The sequence below is a fragment of the Clostridium frigidicarnis genome, assembly GCF_900111985.1.
GTDB classification, from domain to species: domain Bacteria; phylum Bacillota; class Clostridia; order Clostridiales; family Clostridiaceae; genus Clostridium_Z; species Clostridium_Z frigidicarnis.
On sequence record NZ_FOKI01000011.1, the window covers coordinates 78960 to 98383 of the forward strand.

8 protein-coding genes and 1 pseudogene are annotated in these 19424 nt (G+C 28.7%); all 9 read right to left on the reverse strand.

Annotation, left to right across the window (positions count from 1 at the left end; all coding sequences use genetic code 11):
• Positions 1 to 784: 784 nt before the first annotated feature.
• A complete protein-coding gene (locus BM119_RS08760) occupies positions 785 to 2806 on the reverse strand; it encodes a methyl-accepting chemotaxis protein (RefSeq protein WP_090040661.1) in 2022 nt (673 codons plus the stop codon).
• A gap of 166 nt (positions 2807 to 2972) precedes the next feature.
• A pseudogene (gene pyk / locus BM119_RS08765) lies at positions 2973 to 4388 on the reverse strand (pyruvate kinase); the annotation flags it as partial.
• Between the two features lie 44 nt (positions 4389 to 4432).
• Positions 4433 to 5392: a 6-phosphofructokinase gene (pfkA, locus tag BM119_RS08770; RefSeq protein ID WP_090040665.1), complete on the reverse strand. Its 960-nt coding sequence runs from the start codon at positions 5390 to 5392 to the stop codon at positions 4433 to 4435.
• A gap of 1041 nt (positions 5393 to 6433) precedes the next feature.
• A complete protein-coding gene (locus tag BM119_RS08775; RefSeq protein ID WP_090040667.1) occupies positions 6434 to 10054 on the reverse strand; it encodes a DNA polymerase III subunit alpha in 3621 nt (1206 codons plus the stop codon).
• 226 nt (positions 10055 to 10280) lie between these two features.
• A complete protein-coding gene (locus BM119_RS08780) occupies positions 10281 to 12284 on the reverse strand; it encodes a methyl-accepting chemotaxis protein (protein WP_090040669.1) in 2004 nt (667 codons plus the stop codon).
• 454 nt (positions 12285 to 12738) lie between these two features.
• A complete protein-coding gene (locus BM119_RS08785; RefSeq protein WP_090040671.1) occupies positions 12739 to 14736 on the reverse strand; it encodes a methyl-accepting chemotaxis protein in 1998 nt (665 codons plus the stop codon).
• 420 nt (positions 14737 to 15156) lie between these two features.
• On the reverse strand, positions 15157 to 17169 hold the full coding sequence (locus tag BM119_RS08790; RefSeq protein ID WP_090040673.1) for a methyl-accepting chemotaxis protein: 2013 nt from the start codon (positions 17167 to 17169) through the stop codon (positions 15157 to 15159).
• 190 nt (positions 17170 to 17359) lie between these two features.
• Positions 17360 to 18256 (reverse strand): ROK family protein, encoded by an 897-nt coding sequence (locus tag BM119_RS08795; RefSeq protein ID WP_090040675.1) that lies wholly within the window; start codon positions 18254 to 18256, stop codon positions 17360 to 17362.
• Between the two features lie 840 nt (positions 18257 to 19096).
• On the reverse strand, positions 19097 to 19375 hold the full coding sequence (locus tag BM119_RS08800) for a Dabb family protein (RefSeq protein WP_090040677.1): 279 nt from the start codon (positions 19373 to 19375) through the stop codon (positions 19097 to 19099).
• Positions 19376 to 19424 lie beyond the last annotated feature (49 nt).

Below are 19424 nucleotides of genomic sequence, written 5' to 3' on the forward strand. Positions count from 1 at the left end.
GGCTAATATCGCTAACTCAGTATGACACACAATAGACTAGCATACTTACTTGTTATTTTTTGAATGTGCCTTATATTAATTTTATCATACATGTAAGTAATATACATATACTTATTCTTAGGTTTATATACTTAAAAATTTGTCTAAACCTTATATATTCTCACTCTTAACTTGATACTTGCACATTTTAGCCTTCCTTAAGTTAAACTTGCCATCCTAATAAAATTGAGAGTATCCACATTTCAAATAGTAAATTATTTGTTAAATTTTTTTATCCATTTTAAAATTAACAAAACTTTAACATTTGTTTCTGTAAATATTGTTTGATTATAACAATATATTTTAACTACTCCTCATATATACCTACTTTTATTAATTTTTTCATGGAATAATACACTTTTTATAATTTAATTTTAGTTACCATCTTTAATAACATTTATTTAGAACGCATTAAACTTTTAAGAATATAACTGCAAATTTCTACTAATAATCTATTATTACATTTTATTTATAAATCTTTATTGGATTTTGTGTTGTTATAAGCTTAGGATCTTATATAATGAAGAATATATGGGAGTATTGCTTTATCAATTACTATATTCCTCAATATTCCCATATATAAATATAAGCAAAAAAAATGCACCTATACAGGTGCAATAGTATATTTGTAGAATCAGTTGCCATTTTTCGAATTCCACTTACTTAAATTAAAATTATATCATTATTTATTTACTAAATATACATCTTATATACCAAACTTTTCTATTTATTTATTAATTTTCTGTTAATTTCTTATATTTTCTATAATTTTTTTAGTTTTTAAAGTACATTCTTTAGTTTTTATACTCTCAATACTTATATCCATATTTTTATTATTCACATTACTTATACTTTCAACTATCCCTCCAGTAGATTTACTTACCTCATTAGATGCATAAGCTATTTGATCCATTTCTTCTACCATATCTGTAATAGTTTTTCCTAATATATTAGTCAATTTTTCAAACCTTGTAATTATATTATTAAAAGACTCTCCATCTTTTGAATACTCTTTGCCTACTTTCACCAATCCTTCGTAATTGGCCGTTACCTTATCCCTCGTAATATTTAAAATATCCTTAGAAGAATTTTGTAATTCTTTTACAGCTTTATTTACTTTATTTACAATATGCTGTATATGATTAACCTTTTCTGACGACTCCATAGAAAGCTTTCTAACCTCTTCTGCCACAACAGCAAACCCTTTTCCTGCATCGCCAGCTCTTGCTGCCTCTATAGCCGCATTAAGGGCTAAAAGATTAGTATTTTCAGCTATACCCAGTATACTTTCTGCCATTACTGAAATTTCTTTTACTACATCAGCGTCCTTCATTGCTTTTTCTAACTTTGCTTCTAATTCTTTGTATGAGATTTCTAATTCATTTTTAGTTGTTGAATTTTCTTTTTCAATATAATAAGCCTTTTCTTTAATCTTGTTTGATAATTCAACACCTTCTTGTATTTTACCCTTTATATCATCTATCTCATTTGTTATTTTAGAACTTGAATCAGTAAGTCCTTGAATAGATGAGGAAGTTTGTTCCATTGTAGCACTTATCTCTTCAGTTGTTGCCATTATATCAGTTATTTCATCCTTTATTTTACCAAATGAAGTTTGAATTTTTTCTGCTGAATCAACACTTTGTATATTTCCTTCCTTTATATCACTTATAAGATTTCTAAATCTGTCATTAGCTTTATTTAGTCCGTTGACTGCTTGTCCAAACTCATCTTGTGAATTTATTTTTTCTTCTACCGTTAAGTCGAAATCTCTTAACCCATTAGCATACATCATTACTATTTCTAAAGGTTTTTTGAAACTTCTACTTAAAAATATTGACCCTATAACACCTAGAACTATGAAAAATAATGTTATAGCAATGAAACTATTTTCTAATGAGTTTATAGATGCTAACACTTGATTTTTATCTGCTACAATGCCTAGGAACCATTCTGTTCCATCTATAGGTCCATAAGCTATTATATTTTCTTGTGCTTTTATCTTATATTCATCTACATGCTTTCCTCCATTTACCATCTTCTTTTCTATTAAAGCTATTTGTTTGAAAGCATCATCATTTTTACTATTTTCTATATCATTATCTTTTTTTACCACAAGATCTAAATCTTCATGAGCTATTTTTTCTCCAATTTTATTTATTGCAAAAGCATATCCATCATCACCTATTTTTGCCTGTTGTATTATTTTATTTATACCCTGTAAATCTATATTTGCTAATAATATACCCTTTAACTTTCCATTACTCTTTATAGGTGTTGCGATTGAGAACATATTCTCTCCCTTTGTTGTCACTATTGGATTGGAAACAGTTGATTTTTCACCTATCTCAACTTCTTTTAAATATCCAATTTCCATATCACTTAAAGAAAAATCCACTTTAAATTCATTTCCATTAGTAAATAATATTACTCCCTCTTTATTAACAAAGCTAAGTTCATTTATTCCTAATCTCTTACTTTCTTCATTTAATATATTGAAACTATCTTTGAATTCATTGTTTTTTATATCATCTCTAGCTGCAATAGACTCCATAGCCTTTACATACCCCTGTATCTCTCTATTAATTATGTCTGTTGAATCTTCCACCTTTTGTAATAAAGCTTCGTTAATATTTTTTGTAAGAATTTTTTTTGTTTCATAAAAAGCCAATGCTCCAAAAGTTGAACATATTAATAATATAAAAATACTAGATATTGCTATTACTTTGTATGTAACCTTCTTTTTTACAAAATTTATCCATTTCATACCTAATTTGCACTCCTATATTTTATTTATTTAGTAATTATAAAATACATTTTTAGACTCATTTTAACAAACATTATAATTTTACACTTTATATGAATTTTTATCCATACTTTTTCAAAAAAATAAAAGTAGCTTTTAAACTACTTTTATTTTTATATAATTATTATACTTCGTGTACTTTCATTAAGTTAGTAGAACCAACTTCATTTACAGCTACACCTGCAGTTATTATTACTATATCACCTTTATTTATGAATCCAGCATTTAAGCTTTCTTCTACAGATTTGTTTATTAATTCATCTGTATTAACTTGTTTTTCAGCTATTATTGGATATACTCCCCAGCTTAATGCAAGTCTTCTAGCAACTTTATCGTATGGAGTTATAGCAACTACTGGACATTGTGGTCTATATCTTGAAACCATTTTAGCTGTACTTCCACTTTGAGTTGCAGCTATTATAGCTTTTGCTCCAAGTTCCATTGCTGTTGCTGCTGAAGATAAACTTATAGCAGTTGGTATTCCTGGAACATGCTCTTTTCTTTTTTTAGATAATATTCTTTCATAATCTAAATCTTCTTCTACAGTTTCTGCTATCTTTGCCATAGTTTGTACAGCTTCTACTGGATACTTACCATTTGCAGTTTCTCCACTTAGCATTATACAATCTGTTCCATCGTATATAGCATTTGCAACGTCTGATGCTTCTGCTCTTGTTGGTCTTGGGTTTCTTATCATAGAATCAAGCATTTGAGTAGCAGTTATAACTGGTTTTCCAACCTTGTTACATTTTTCTATCATTAATTTTTGAGCTCCTGGTACTTTTTCTATTGGAATTTCAACACCAAGATCTCCTCTTGCTACCATTATACCATCTGAAATAGCTATTATTTCATCTATATTGTCAACACCTTCTTGGTTCTCTATTTTAGAGAAAATCATTATATCTTCTCCGCCATTTTCTGTAAGAACCTTTCTTATTGTTGCAACATCTGATGCTTTTCTTATAAATGAAGCAGCTACTAAGTCTACTCCTACTTCTACACCAAACTTTAAATCTGCTATATCTTTTTCTGTTATAGCTGGTAATTTTATTGAAACTCCAGGAACATTAACTCCTTTATGATTTCCAACCATTCCACTGTTTTTAACTAAACAGTTTATTTTATTACCTTCTACATTTTGAACTTCAAGTCCTACTAAACCATCATCTATAAGTATCATATTACCTTTAGTAACGTCATCTGCAAGACCTGCATAAGTTACTGAACATTTAGTAGCATCTCCTGAAACTTCTTCATTACAGTATATTGTAAATGTTGAACCTTCTGCTAATTCTACTTTACCTTCTGCAAAATTTCCTGTTCTTATTTCTGGTCCTTTTGTATCTAGCATTACTGCTATAGGTTTCTTATGTTTTTTAGCTAAAGATTTTACAAGTTCTATTCTTATTTTGTGCTCTGCATGATCTCCATGAGAGAAGTTATGTCTTGAAACACTCATTCCCGCATTCATTATATTAGCTAAAACTTCTTCCTTCTCACTAGCTGGTCCTATTGTACAGATTATTTTTGTTTTTCTCATGTAATACACTCCCTTACTATTTAAGTTATATATTGGGCTTTATTTTAATGTGATAACACCTTTGATATTGCGTATAACTCTTCATCGAAAGTTCTTTCTATTGATAATGCTTCATCTATATCATCATCTGTTATTTTACCTTCTCTTATTCCTACAACTCTAGCACTCTTACCTTCTAGTAATAATTCTACAGCCTTATATCCCATTCTTGAAGCTAATACTCTATCAAATACTGATGGACTTCCACCTCTTTGTATATGTCCAAGTATTGTAGCTCTTGTTTCTATTCCTGTCATTTCTTCAACATATTGTGCCAATTCATTAGCTCCACCAATACCTTCTGCAAGCATTATTAGATTGTGTAATTTTCCTTTTAACTTTCCTTCTAATATTACCTTACAGAGTTGTTCTTGATCAAATTCCTTTTCTGGAACTATTATTCCTTCAGCTCCACCTGCAATACCTGCATGTAAAGCTATATCTCCACAAGATCTTCCCATAACTTCAACTATACTTACTCTTTCATGTGAAGATGAAGTATCTCTTAGCTTATTTATTGCATCTAAAACTGTATTTAAAGCTGTATCAAATCCTATTGTGTAGTCAGTATAAGCAAGGTCATTGTCTATAGTTCCTGGTAATCCTATAGTTGCAACTCCTAATTTAGATAAAAGTCTTGCACCTGTAAAAGATCCATCTCCACCTATAACAACAAGTCCATCAACACCATATACTTTTAAAACATTAGCAGCCTTTTGTCTACCTTCTTCAGTTTTAAATTCCGGACATCTAGCAGTTCTTAATATAGTTCCACCCTTTTGTATTATGTCTGATACACTGTGTCTATCCATAGGGAATAATTCACCATTTATAAGTCCTGAATATCCTCTTTGTACTCCCATAACCTCTAATCCTTTATCTAGAGCAGTTCTTACAACAGCTCTAATAGCAGCGTTCATTCCTGGAGCATCTCCACCACTGGTTAATACAGCAATTTTTCTCATAATATATTCCTCCTATAACCACCGGGACACTCAAAGTCCCACCGGTATCAAAAATTTCCTAAATCACTTCCTAAACATTATACATTTTACATAACATTTCTTATTTTTGCAAACTATATTATAAGTATTTTTATTAAATGTAAACGTACTAAAACCTATAATTAGGTATATTTACTTTCCTTATTAATATTTTTTCAATTTTTACATAATATTTATGTGTTTTTTTATTATTTCTTATAACTAGAATTAGTTTATTTTAGTTCTTTGTTTATATTGTTTTCAAAGTATAAAAAAATATTAGAGAAGTTTTTTCCTTATTTAGGTTCAATCATGAATGCTTTCATATATGTAGCAAAATCTATATAATGTATCTTTAGAAAAGTTATTTTGGATTGTAAATTTATTCTTTTTATATTATTGGTAATTAATACTCATGCTTTAATATAACTGATTTTTTTTGTTTATATAGGTTCTAATTAATAAAATTAATGATTTCTAAGTTAGCTTACTAGTAATTACTAACATTATAATTTAAATGAACAAACTTTTTTAGAAAATATGTATTTCTTATTTTGAATTAGAAATAACCAATATTTAGTAGTTTCATAATATAATATTATTCCAATGATCAACCTCTCTTTGCAACTTGAATAAAATTAGCTACATAATTTTTCTAACATTGGCTTACGACATTATATTCCTTTTGATTAAAATTAATCCCAAAATAGGTATCAATAGATTAAATACCATGAATTAATATTTATATAGTAGTATAAATCTAATTATTAAGAGAATAATATTGTCATAAAGAATGTTTAAAACATTCTTTATGTTACACCAATTATACCAAAATTCAAAGCCCCTTAAACGTTATGTTTTCTCCTAACATTACTAACCGTATCTCTTTATTATTAATAGTATAAGAACTTTTAAAACAACTGTAGCTTATTTTTTGATACAGTTGTTTTTTGTTCTAAGCTTCAGAGAGAGTTAGGTATTTCTATTAAACAAACTCCCTCTGAATCTAAAAACTTCTTGATTTTACACTTCAGAATTCTCAACTATTTTTATACATTCTTCCCCAAATGTAGTTCTTAGTAAAGTTAAAACATCACTATCTAAATTAACCCACATTTCCTTTGAAAGCCTAAATGCTTTTCTTTCTTTTTCAGCAAATAAAATTACTGGATTGGAGCCATTAAAAGGAATAAGCATTTCTCTTAATGATCCCTTTATTTTATTTAAAGTCATAACATCTGAAACCTTTATATAGACTTTTGTATCCCCTACTTTTTCTAGAGGTATTATATTTTCACATATAAGTTTAGGAGGCTCATCCTCCCTCATCATAAGTCTACCGTCAATAACTACCATTTCATCAATTTGAAGCATTGGTGATAGTTTTTCGTAAGATTTTGGAAATACCAATCCATCAATAGCGCCTGTTAAGTCTTCTAGTTTTATAAATGCCATAAAAGCGTTATTTCTAGTTATTTTTCTTGAAAATTCTGCTATTATGCCTCCAACCTTAACTCTTTGGCCATCCTTCAGTAAGTTCTCACCTTCCCCTATACTTTTTTCAATAATATGGTCTAGGTTCTCACCTTCGTCTAAAGTTATATGTTCAAAGGTTTCCTTATAATCTTTAAAAACTTTTTCTATTGTGGTTGAAGTTTGATATTTTAAGCTTATCTCATATTCTTCTAGAGGATGCCCTGTTAAGTATAACCCAGTCATTTCTTTTTCCATTGACAACTTATACTTTTTCTCAAATTCTTTGATATTTGGATATTGTATAGTTACTGCTTCAGGACTTGAATCTTCCATAGCTGCAAAAAGTGAAACTTGACCATCTATATTTTTTTTCTTTTGATTTGCTAGGCCATCTACCAATTTTTCATAAACAGCTAACATTTGTGATCTATATACCTTAAAACCATCAAATGCTCCAGATTTTATTAAACTTTCAACTGCCCTTTTATTTATAGTAGACAAGTCAACTTTATTACAAAAATCATATAAACTAGTATAGCCATCTTTTTCTTCTCTAGCTTTTACTATGCCTTCAACTACATTTAATCCAACATTTTTTATAGCTCCCATACCAAACCTTATGGTATCACCCTTTACTGTAAACTTAGTATAACTTTCGTTAATATCTGGCGGTAAAACCTGAATACCTAAACTCTCAGCAAAATTTATGTAATAAGCTACCTTTTCATTTGTACCCATTACACTATTAAGCATGGCTGCTATATATTCCACTGGATAGTATTTAATAAGATATGCAGTCTGATATCCTATTACTGCGTAAGCTGCAGCATGTGATTTATTAAAAGCATAAGAAGCAAAGTCCATCATTTGATCAAAAATTTTACTTGCAATTTCTTTACTTATACCATTTTTCACACATCCTGGAACTTCAATTGTTCCATCTTCATTTATAATTCCATTTATGAAGTTTTTTCTCTCTTCCTCCATTACCTTGTGTTTTTTCTTTGACATAGCTCTTCTAACAAGGTCACTACGACCCATTGAATACCCTGCTAGTTTTCTAACTATTTCCATTACCTGTTCCTGGTACACCATTACACCATAGGTTACATTTAGAATATTTTCAAGTTGTGGAGTTAGGTATTTTACATTCTCAGGATTTTTCTTTCCTGCTATATATTTAGGAATTTCAGCCATTGGACCTGGTCTATAAAGACTTATTCCAGCTATTATATCCTCTAAACAGTCTGGCTTTAATTCCTTCATGAAACTTGTCATTCCCGGAGATTCTAGTTGGAATACACCCACTGTTTTTCCTTCTCCTATTATTTTATAAACTTCTTTATCATCAAAATTTAAAGCATCTAAATCAACTTTTGCTCCCCTATTATCCTCTATCATTTTAACAGCATCACTCATTACGGTAAGGGTTCTTAGACCAAGAAAATCCATTTTCAAAAGTCCAAGTTCCTCTAATGTTCCCATGGTAAATTGAGTAACTATACTTTCTTCATTTTTTTGAAGTGGTACAAACTCAACTAAAGGTTTAGATGCTATTACAACCCCTGCTGCATGAGTTGATGAGTGCCTTGGTAATCCTTCAAGACTTCTACTTACATCAATAAGCTCTTGAACTCTATAATCTTTTTCATAAAGATCTTTAAGTTCTGGATTTATTTCTAAAGCTTTTTCTATTGTTATGTTCAGCATAGTAGGTATCATTTTTGCTACCTTATCTACCTCACCATAAGAATAATTCATAGCTCTACCAACATCTCTTATACATGCTCTTGCTGCCATGGTTCCAAAGGTTATGATCTGGGCAACACAGTCTTCTCCATATTTTTCAACAACATAGTCTATTACTTCTTGTCTTCTCTCATAACAAAAATCCGAATCTATATCTGGCATACTGACTCTTTCAGGATTTAAAAAACGTTCAAAAATCAATCCATACTTTATAGGATCTATTTTAGTTATCCCTAGAGTATATGCAACTATTGATCCTGCCCCACTTCCTCTACCTGGTCCTGTTGGTATCCCATTATCAACAGCATACTTTATAAAATCCCAAACTATAAGAAAATAATCTACATATCCCATTTGATTTATTATGTTAAGTTCATACTCTAATCTATCTACAATTGTTTCTATTTCTTTATTATTTTCTTTTACTTTTTTTATTTCTTCTATATTAAGTTCACTATTTTTAAATGACTTTAAACAATCATACCTTTCAACCAACCCACTATAGCATTGGTTTTTCATATATTCATAATGATCTTCTCCATCTGTCAATGGGTAATTTGGAAGTTTTGACACATGAAATTCATAATCAAAATTACACTTCTCAGCTATTTTAATTGTATTTTCTAAGGCTTCTGGAACATACCCAAATGTATCCCACATTTCTTCTGGAGATTTTAAGTAAAACTTTTCCCATGGATATTTCATTCTGTTTTCATCATTTACTGTTTTTCCAGTCTGTATACATAAAAGAATATCATGAGCCTTAGCATGTTCCTTTTCTATATAGTGAATATCGTTGGTTGCTACAAGAGGTATATTAAGCTCTTTTGAAAGTTCTACTACTAAGCTATTTACTTTTTTTTGCTCTTCCATACCGTGGTTTTGAAGTTCTAAATAAAAATCCTCTCCAAAAGTATCCTTATAGAAACTAGCCGCTTCTTTGGCTTTTTCTAGTCTTCCATTATTTAAATGCTTCTGGACCTCTCCACCAAGGCAAGCACTTAAGGCTATAAGACCTTCGCTATGTGCTTTCAGGAACTCTCTGTCCGTTCTAGGCTTATAATAAAACCCTTCTATAGAGGCATAGGATACTATCTTCATTAAATTTTTATATCCTTCTTCATTTTTAACCAATAACACTAAATGATAATTTTGATTTTCTGGATCATTTGTTTTTATATGCATAGATTTTGGAACTATGTATACTTCCGATCCAATTATTGGCTTTATACCTTGTTCTTTTGCAGTTTTATAAAAATCCACACATCCATACATAACACCATGGTCAGTTATTGCTATACTGTCCATACCTAGTTCTTTAACTTTTTTAACAAGATCAGTTACTTTACCTGCTCCATCTAGTAGTGAAAAACCAGTATGGACGTGTAAATGACAGAATTTCTTATTTTTATCACTCAATCATTTTTCACCTCCATAATTAAATCCTATATTTAATTATACATATTACACATCCCAATGTATACTTATCATATAATTATTTATATTGAAAAGTGGCTATTCTATTCTTTAAGTCGCAAGATTTCATCCTTTATTAAATTTTTCAAGTCCTCAACTTTAAGAATTAGTTTTTCAAAGCAGGGCAAAAAAAATTAAGGTCAACCTAAAAGATTGACCTTGTTTTAATTTAAACTTTAAATTTACCTGTAGTTTTCACCATATTTTCTGTTAATGTTTCTAATTTTGAGGCAGAAATTGCCACATCTTCACTCGAACTGCCAAGCTCTTCTGCCGATGCTGATACTTCTTCTGTTGTTGCTGCTATTTCCTCTGATATTGAGGATGCACTTTCTATCATCTCAACTATTTGGTTTTTATCCTCAACTATTGAATTATTCTCCTTAGTTATATTATCTATTTTTGGTCCTATTTCTACAACTAGGTCTGCTATTTCTTTAAATGCTCCTATAGACTGTCCTATATTTTCAATTCCTTTATTAAGCTCATCACTCATAACATCACTTTTATTAGCAATAATTTCAGTATCATTTAAAACACCATTTATTACATCAGAGATGCTTTGAGATGATTCTTTACTTTGTTCTGCAAGTTTTCTTATTTCATCTGCTACAACTGAAAATCCTCTTCCTGCTTCCCCTGCCCTTGCTGCCTCTATTGCTGCATTAAGTGCTAAAAGGTTAGTTTGATCTGCAATTCCATTTATAAGATCTGTAATGTCATTAACAGTTCTTATGTTATCTCTCATTTGGTTCGTTGATCCTACAAATTCTTTAAATGATTCATTAAGTACTTTCAATGCATTTACTAACCCTGCCATATCTTTATTGCTTTTCTCAGCTTTATTATTAATGTTTTTAGCCATTACATTTACAGTCTCAATCTCTTTTGTACAATTGTCTAATTTTTCATCAAAGATATTTAGTATAACACTTATTTTAGTCAAATCCTCAGCTTGTCTACCACTACCTTGAGCTGCATCTTCAATTGCTGCATTTATGTTTTCAGTTGCTCCCGTAAATTGCTTTGCAACTTCTGTTAATCCAACAGTTTGTTCATCAATAACATCTGAACTTTCCTTTATGGACAAGATCATACTTGCCATTTCATTCTTAGTGTATTCTATTGATTTATAAATATCTGATATTTCATCATCTACTTTATATTCTCTATTATTAGGTGTAAAATCTCCTGTTGCAAGGAGTTCCACATCATCTTTTACTAGATTAAGTCTAGAAACTATTGAACGTGAATCAATATATCCTATTATAATACCTATTATTATAGAAGCTATAGCTGATATAATAAGTCCTATTTTCAAATTATTAAGCTTAGATAAAATATCTTTTTCATCACATGTAACTGCAACATACCAAGTACTTCCTTCTATAGGTACATAAGCTATATATTTATCTGTTTTTTCATATTTGTACTTTGAGCTTCCTTCTTCACCTTTTTTCATTTTTTCTTCTATAGATGCTAGAGGTTCTAATGATTTATCTTTTTTAGATTCCTCTATAGTATTGCTCATATTTTTAACTAAATCCACATTTTTGTGAGCGATTACATTCCCCAAATCATTGATTACATATGCACTTCCAGTTTCCCCAAATGAAATTTTATTTACAATATTAGATAAGTCTACTCCATCTTTTATTATAATCAATACCCCCACTATTTCTTCTCCATTTTTTAGTGGGTAACTGTATGCTATTTCTAAACTATTATCAGTTTTGCTTTTAAAAGGATCCGTCATTATTCCTTCACCTTTAATTGCTGATTGAAAATACTCTTTTTCTTTTATGTTTATGTTCTCATCACCTATTGTGTTAACTGTAATGTTCCCATCCATATCCACAATACCAATCATTTTATCTTTATTTAATTTTTGGCTATCACTTAAAACTTCTAGCTTTTCTTCATAAGTCACATTGGGGTTTGTTAATGTTTTATTTTGTGCAAGAGTTTCTATGGTAGCAAAAGTAACCATAACACTGTTTGATATATTTTCTCCTGTACTTTTAGCAAATTCTTTCATTAAAATCTGAGAGTTTTCAACAAGAGTTTTTTTACTTATCACATATGCGCTTGACGAAAGAATAATACTTAAAACAAAAATTACAAATATACTTCTAAGTATAAGCTGCCTGTTAATTCCTTTAAATTTTTTCATATATTATGCACCTCTTCAAATTTATATAACGTATTCTATATATTCTTATTATATACATATTTGCACATCTGTTTGTTTATTTTTTGTAAATATGAACTTGTATATCCTACTTTATATCCTAATGCATATTTTTTATAATACTAATTTTTCGCTTTATGTGTTTTTTTATTATTTTGAACACATTTCATTAACAACTTGATAAAATTTCGTTAATACCATTAATTTATTAAATTTAATTGTTTATTAACATTTTTTATTTTTTACTTTCCTCACCACTTATTAATCACTTCTTAACTTACAAATAAGTACTGATTAATAAGTGTATATCATGTATTTATTTCATATAAGCAAATTCAACTTGAATCTAAAAATTATTTGATAACACTTATTTACACTATAAAAAAGTTGAATTCAACATCTTGAAATGCTAAATCCAACTTTTTTAAATTATATTCTATATTTTGAACTCATCAACCTTTGATAATGTTTCTTGTGTAAGTTCTTGAAGCGTACTTGCCGCTGCTGCTACCTCTTCACTTGATGCTGTTAACTCCTCTGTAGAAGCTGATATCTCTTCTGAAGTTGCTGCTATTTGTTGTGATATGGATGTTGAGTTATCAACCTTATTGATTATAACATTCTTATCATCAAATATTTCTCTTGCCTGCTCATTTAAATTTTCAATTTTAGGTGACACATCTAAAACTGAATCAGCTATTTCTTTAAATGTCATTATGGCATTTTCTATATTTATCATTCCATCGTTTAAGTCATCACTTATAGAAGTACTTTTAACTGCAATATCATCTGTTTCATTTAATACATTTTTTATAACAGTATAGATATTTTCAGACGACTCCTTACTTTGTTCTGCAAGTTTTCTTATTTCTTCTGCAACAACAGTAAATCCACGACCTGCTTCTCCAGCTCTTGCTGCTTCTATAGCCGCATTTAATGCCAACAAATTTGTTTGCTCTGCAATTCCATTTATTATTGCTGTTATATCATTAACTTCTTTTATGTTATTTTTCATACTATTTATTGATTTTAAAAACTCTGCAAAAGAACTATTTAATCTTCCAAGAGATCTTGCTAAATCTCCCATTCCTTTATTACTGTCTTCTGCCTTGTTTGTTATACCTTCTGTTACAGAATTTATATCCTGAATTTCGTTTATCATATTATTTATCTTTTCATCAAAATTTTCTAATATATGTTCAATTTCTAAAAGTTCATCAGCTTGTTTAGTGTTTCCATCTGCTGAATCTTGTATTGCTAAGTTGATACTTTCAATTGAACTTGAAAATTCTTCTGATAAAGCTGCTAATGAATTAGAGCTATTATCAACCTCTTTAGAATTACTTTTTACACTAGTAATCATTTCTCCTACAGAAGTTTTAGTGTATTCTATAGATTTATAGATTTCACCAATTTCATCATTTTTTATTTTATCAATTTTACTTAATGTAAAATCTCCTTGTGAAACTTTATTAATTATATTTTTTAATTGAATTAATCTCTTTTCAATAGCACTAGAGAATTTATAAAGTATTAATATTCCTATAGCTATAGCTACTAATGTCATTAAAATTAAAGTTATAATTAATTTATTTAAAGATGATAATAAATCCTTTTCTTGAATAGTAACTCCAACTGACCATCCTGTAAGTTTTACCGGTGTGTACGCCATATGCTTCTTCTCACCATTCCACTTGTATGTACCTACCCCAGTTTCCCCTTTAATCATCTTTCCTTCTATTTCTGCAATAGCCTTTAATGATGAATCCTTTTTAGAATCTTCTATGGTATTAACTTTATTTTTAGTCATTGTATTTTGTGTATCTGCTATTACTAATCCATTCTTATTTATCATATAAGCAGATCCACTATTTCCAAACTTAACATTTCCTACTATGTTTGAAAAATCATCTCCACCTCTTATAACTACTAATACCCCAACTATATTGCCATCTCTTTTTATAGGTGCAGAATAGGCTACTTCTGCACTACCATCTGTGTTACTTTCAAAAGGGTCTGAGATAAACGACTCCCCTTTTAAAGCAGCCTTAAAATAATCTCTATCAGCTATACTAGTTTTAACCCCAGTAGTAGATAACAAATCACCATTAACCTCTGTAAGTGCAACCATTTTATGTCCATATTTTTCCTGATTGCCCTTTAAACTCTCAAGTTTCTCCTCAATAGGTATATTGGGATCAGATAAAACTGGGTTGCTAGCCAGCACCTCTGTAATTGTAAGATACTTCTCTAATTGTCCTTGTATATGACCAGATGATTCTTTAATAAATTCCTCTAGTAACACAGATGAATTGCTTATTAAGCCCATTTTGCTTATAACAATTGCTCCTCCTGATAACAAAACACTTAATAAAACTATAATTACAATACCATTTGTTATAAGTTGAGATTTAATGCCTTTAAACTTTCCCATAAAAAATTCCTCCCCAAAAATATATAAGTAATATTTTTAAATTACCAATTAACTTATTTTAGCACAAAAATACATAAATTTAACTATTGGTCTTTCATTTTTAATAATTATTTAAGTTTATTACAAATTTAAATACAAATTATTATGAATTCTTTATTTAAAAGTAATTTGTTTCGATAAAATTAATTCTTTTCCGAATTTTTTCTATCATTACTCCCTAAAAATTCTTGTTTTAGCCTTATTTAGTACTAAAACTGAACATATTCAAAATAATATCATCTTGAACCTCCTAAAATTGACTTTTTCATTTAGAACTTAGAATTTATCGTTCTCAAAATAAGTTGTCTTAAATTATTATTAATTAAAAAGTATGTGAATTAAAGCTTGTTGCTTTCAATCACATACTTTTTATTTTTATTGTTAAATTTTGAAATTACTAACTTCTTCTTTTAATTTTTCTGTTAAATTTTTCAAACTATTTGCAGACTTAGCAACATTGTCACTAGAAGTTGTAAGTTCTTGAGTGGAAGAAGCTATTTCTTCTGTTGTTGCTGATATTTCTTCTGCTATGGATGAAGAATTTTCTACTTTTTCAAGTATTGTATTTTTATCTTTAACCATTTCCTTTGATGAATCATTTATTGCATTTATCTTAGGAGATATTTCTACAACTAAATCTGAAATATCCTTAAATGATAGAATTGCATTTTCTACATTAACTAATCCATTGCTTAATTCATCATTCATTACATTGCTTTTACTTGATAAATCTTCAGTTTCACTTAGTACATTACTTATAACATTATATATGTCCTGTGAGGACTCCTTGCTTTGTTCTGCAAGCTTTCTTATTTCATCTGCGACAACTGAAAAACCACGTCCTGCTTCTCCTGCTCTTGCTGCTTCTATTGCTGCATTAAGAGCTAAAAGATTAGTTTGTTCTGAAATGCTATTTATCATTTCCGTTATGGCTGTAACAGTTTGTATACTTTCTCTCATTCCATTTATTGATTTTAAAAACTCATTAAAAGAATTCTTAAGTACTGCCATAGATTTTGCTAATTGTCCCATATCTTCATTACTATTTTTAGCTTTTTCACTTATATCAGAAGCCATATTATTTACTTCTTCTATGGCAAGGATTGAATTATTCATTTTTTCATCGAACATCCCTAATATATTATTTATTTCTGTAAAATCCGTAGCCTGTGTTGAGTTCCCCTCAGCACATTCACTTATTGCATAAGATATATTTTCAGATGATGCTACAAATTCGTCTGAAAGAGATGCAAGCATTACTGCATTGTCTTCCATTGCAAAAGAATTTTCCTTCACAGACTCGATCATATTACCAACAGATTTTTTTGTATCTTCAATAGCTACATATATATCCTTTATTTCATCATTTTCATTATCCCTTATTTCATTTAAAGTGAAATCTCCTGTTGATAATACCTCTACCCTTTCTTTTAAATTAACTAATCGCCTTCCTATTTTATTAGCAAACATATATGCTAAAACACAAGCTAATGCTATAAATAAAATACTTATACCACCTAAAGTTCTAACTAATCCTGAAAGACCAGATAACATATCCTTTTCTTCACATGCAACACCAATAGACCACCCTGTTAATTTTATTGGTGAATATGCAATAAATTTCTTTTTACCTATATAAGTATAGTTTCCAGTTCCAATTTCTGCTTTTATCATTTTATTTTCTATTTCTGCTAAACCTTCAAGTGACTTATCACTTTTAGCATCATTGATTGTATTATTTTTATTCTCAACCAAAGATGAATTTCTATGTGCTATCACTGTTCCATCTTTAGATAATATATATCCACTCCCTGTTTCACCAAAGCTAATTTCATTTGATATTTTAGAAAAATCATCTCCATCTCTAATCATAGCTAATACTTTAATAATATTACCATTCTGATCATATATAGGCATACTATATGCTATTATCAGCTTATTATTGACCTTATTTTCAAATGGTTCAGATACAAAAACATTTCCTTTCATAGCTTCTCGAAAATAATCTCTATCAGTTAAGTTAAAATGATTTCCATCAGTGGCAACAATTGTATCTCCATTTGTATCTATAAGCAATAATTTGTTATGATTATATTCTTTTACATTTTTCTGCAAAATTTCTTCTTGATCTTCTAATTTAGCATCTAAACTATGTATCTCTTTACTCATTGATAAAGTTTTTAAGATATCTATATTTCTTTCTAGCTTGTTAGTTATACTTTCTGCCGCTTGCTGTGAAAATTCTTGTAACAAAAGACTAGAATTTTTTGTTAGTGAATTTTTGCTTAAAAAATAAGAACTTGCTGAAAGAACTAGCCCTAAAACTATAACTACAATCAAACTTCTACTTATAAGCTTTGCCTTTATTCCTTTTAATTCTTTAGTTTTTTTCATAATTCATCCCCCCATATTTTTAAAGTTCAGTAAATAGTATAAAATACCATTTACTTACAATGTTATATATCGATTGAATGGATTTAAACTTTATCCTTAATTTATCAGTTGACCTTATATTTTCAATTTTTCTATATATTATTATTAAACACTGTTTTATTTACTTTAAAATAACTTAAATGTCTTTAAATTATTTCCTTATAGTCAAAAAATTGTATAGAGATCCTATTGTTCCTGAATTATTTTTATGATAACATGGTTCTATTTTCACCTTGATATCTTCCCACCATTTTATTTTCTTTAAATGGAATTCTATATTTTCTATAAAATCCTCTCTAGCACTGACCCCTCCTCCAATAAGTATTTTTTCTGGATTCAAAGTTCCTGCTAAATTAAATATTCCATAAGCTATTCTTCTGTACCATATATCTATTATCTTTTTAACTTCAACATCATTGTTCCCCTCATTAAATATGATCTCACCCTCTATATTTACCTTACTATCTATATTTTTTAATTTTTTATACATGTTAATAAGTCCTTTTGTAGATCCTCCATCACTTATTATTTCCATACCTTCATTGTGCATATTCATGCCTTCTGTAATCATAAATCCAAATTCTCCACCCATAAATCTACTTCCTCTAATCATGGATCCATTAGCAAATATTCCCCCGCCTATCCCAGTTCCTATAATCATACATACAAAGTCACTGCATTCTTTTCCATTACCTGTGAATTTTTCAGCTAAAGCAACGCAATTAGCATCATTTTCTATTTCAATCCTTAATTTACATTTGTTCTCTAAAAATTCCTTTATACTCATTCCTTCAAGAAATCTTAGAGCATAACATAGTGATACTTGTCCCTTATATGCATTCACTATACCTGGTATACAAAGTGATACTCCACTTATATTATTTTTTATTTTATGTTCCTCTATTAAATCTATAATAGACATAAAAAATCTTTCTTTATCTTTTGTTTCTGTATTATAACTATTTAATAAAACAGCCTGTCCATCTTCTAATAAAACCCCATATTTCACCTTAGTACCACCAATATCAAAACATAAATATTTATTCATAACTTTATAACCCCCTTTATTTTTTAGTGACAAGTCGTGGTTGAAAATCTAACTTTTAAAATTATTTATTAGTTTTTTAACATTAAAAATTACAAGCTCCTACTGAAATACATCCACCAATAACTCCTGCTCTAAAAATACCATTGTTATCTTTTTCAAAATAATGTTTTACATCTTCACTAAACTCTTTTTTTTAATTTATATATTCGTTTTTATTTTAGATTTACTTTTTCTATATTATTAATAACTTCATTTGGTGTAATTCTCATTTTTTGGGTGTATTTTAGGTAAAATTAAACTTAAAGCACATCTAAACAAACTAGATTTTTCTACATTTTCATTAGCCATTAAGCCCATTTTTTAATTTAAAATTGCTTTTTAAGACCTTCAGATCCTATTATAAACTTATAATTCTTTATAGTTTATTCTAAACCTAGCATTAATGATGCTATCACTTTTTGTGAATTGAGAACTTGTTTAAATGACAAAATCATAGTTACCATTTAATCTTCTAATTTAAACCAATATAAAAAAAACAATTTCAAATTAGAATATTCTGAATATTGTACTTGTAATAACTCCCTTAAATCATACATTAATTGCTTAGGCACATTCGAGAAAATAATAGACAATCATACTGGTCTATTATTTTTTTGAATGTGCCTTACTCAAGGGTGTTTATTTCACCTTTTAATTTTGACATTAACGATTACGTTCTAATTGGCAATTGTGTTTAAAAATATTCTCCATTTCATAAATCTTCTGGTGAAGATTTTATCCAACATTATAAATTATTAATTCAAAAACGCTTACTTCCCAAATACACTATAATATCATAAATTAATAATCCCCAGCTACAGATCCTTCTAACAAAGGCTTTAAATTCTTTAATACATAATTCACGTGATAATCACTAACTTGATATCTATCCATATCTTCCTTTGAATCAAATTTTGTTATTAATATAACATCATAACTTCTTTCACTGTGAACGGTATCAACACCAACCTCTAAATACTTTAGCTCATCTATTTTTCCTTCCATAGAAAGTAAAATATCTCTAGCTTTTTCTGCCTCTTGTCTATCTTTTAATTTAAACATTACAATATGAGTAAACATTTGTATTCCCCCTATTTTAAATACTTTATTATTAAGTTAATATTTTTTA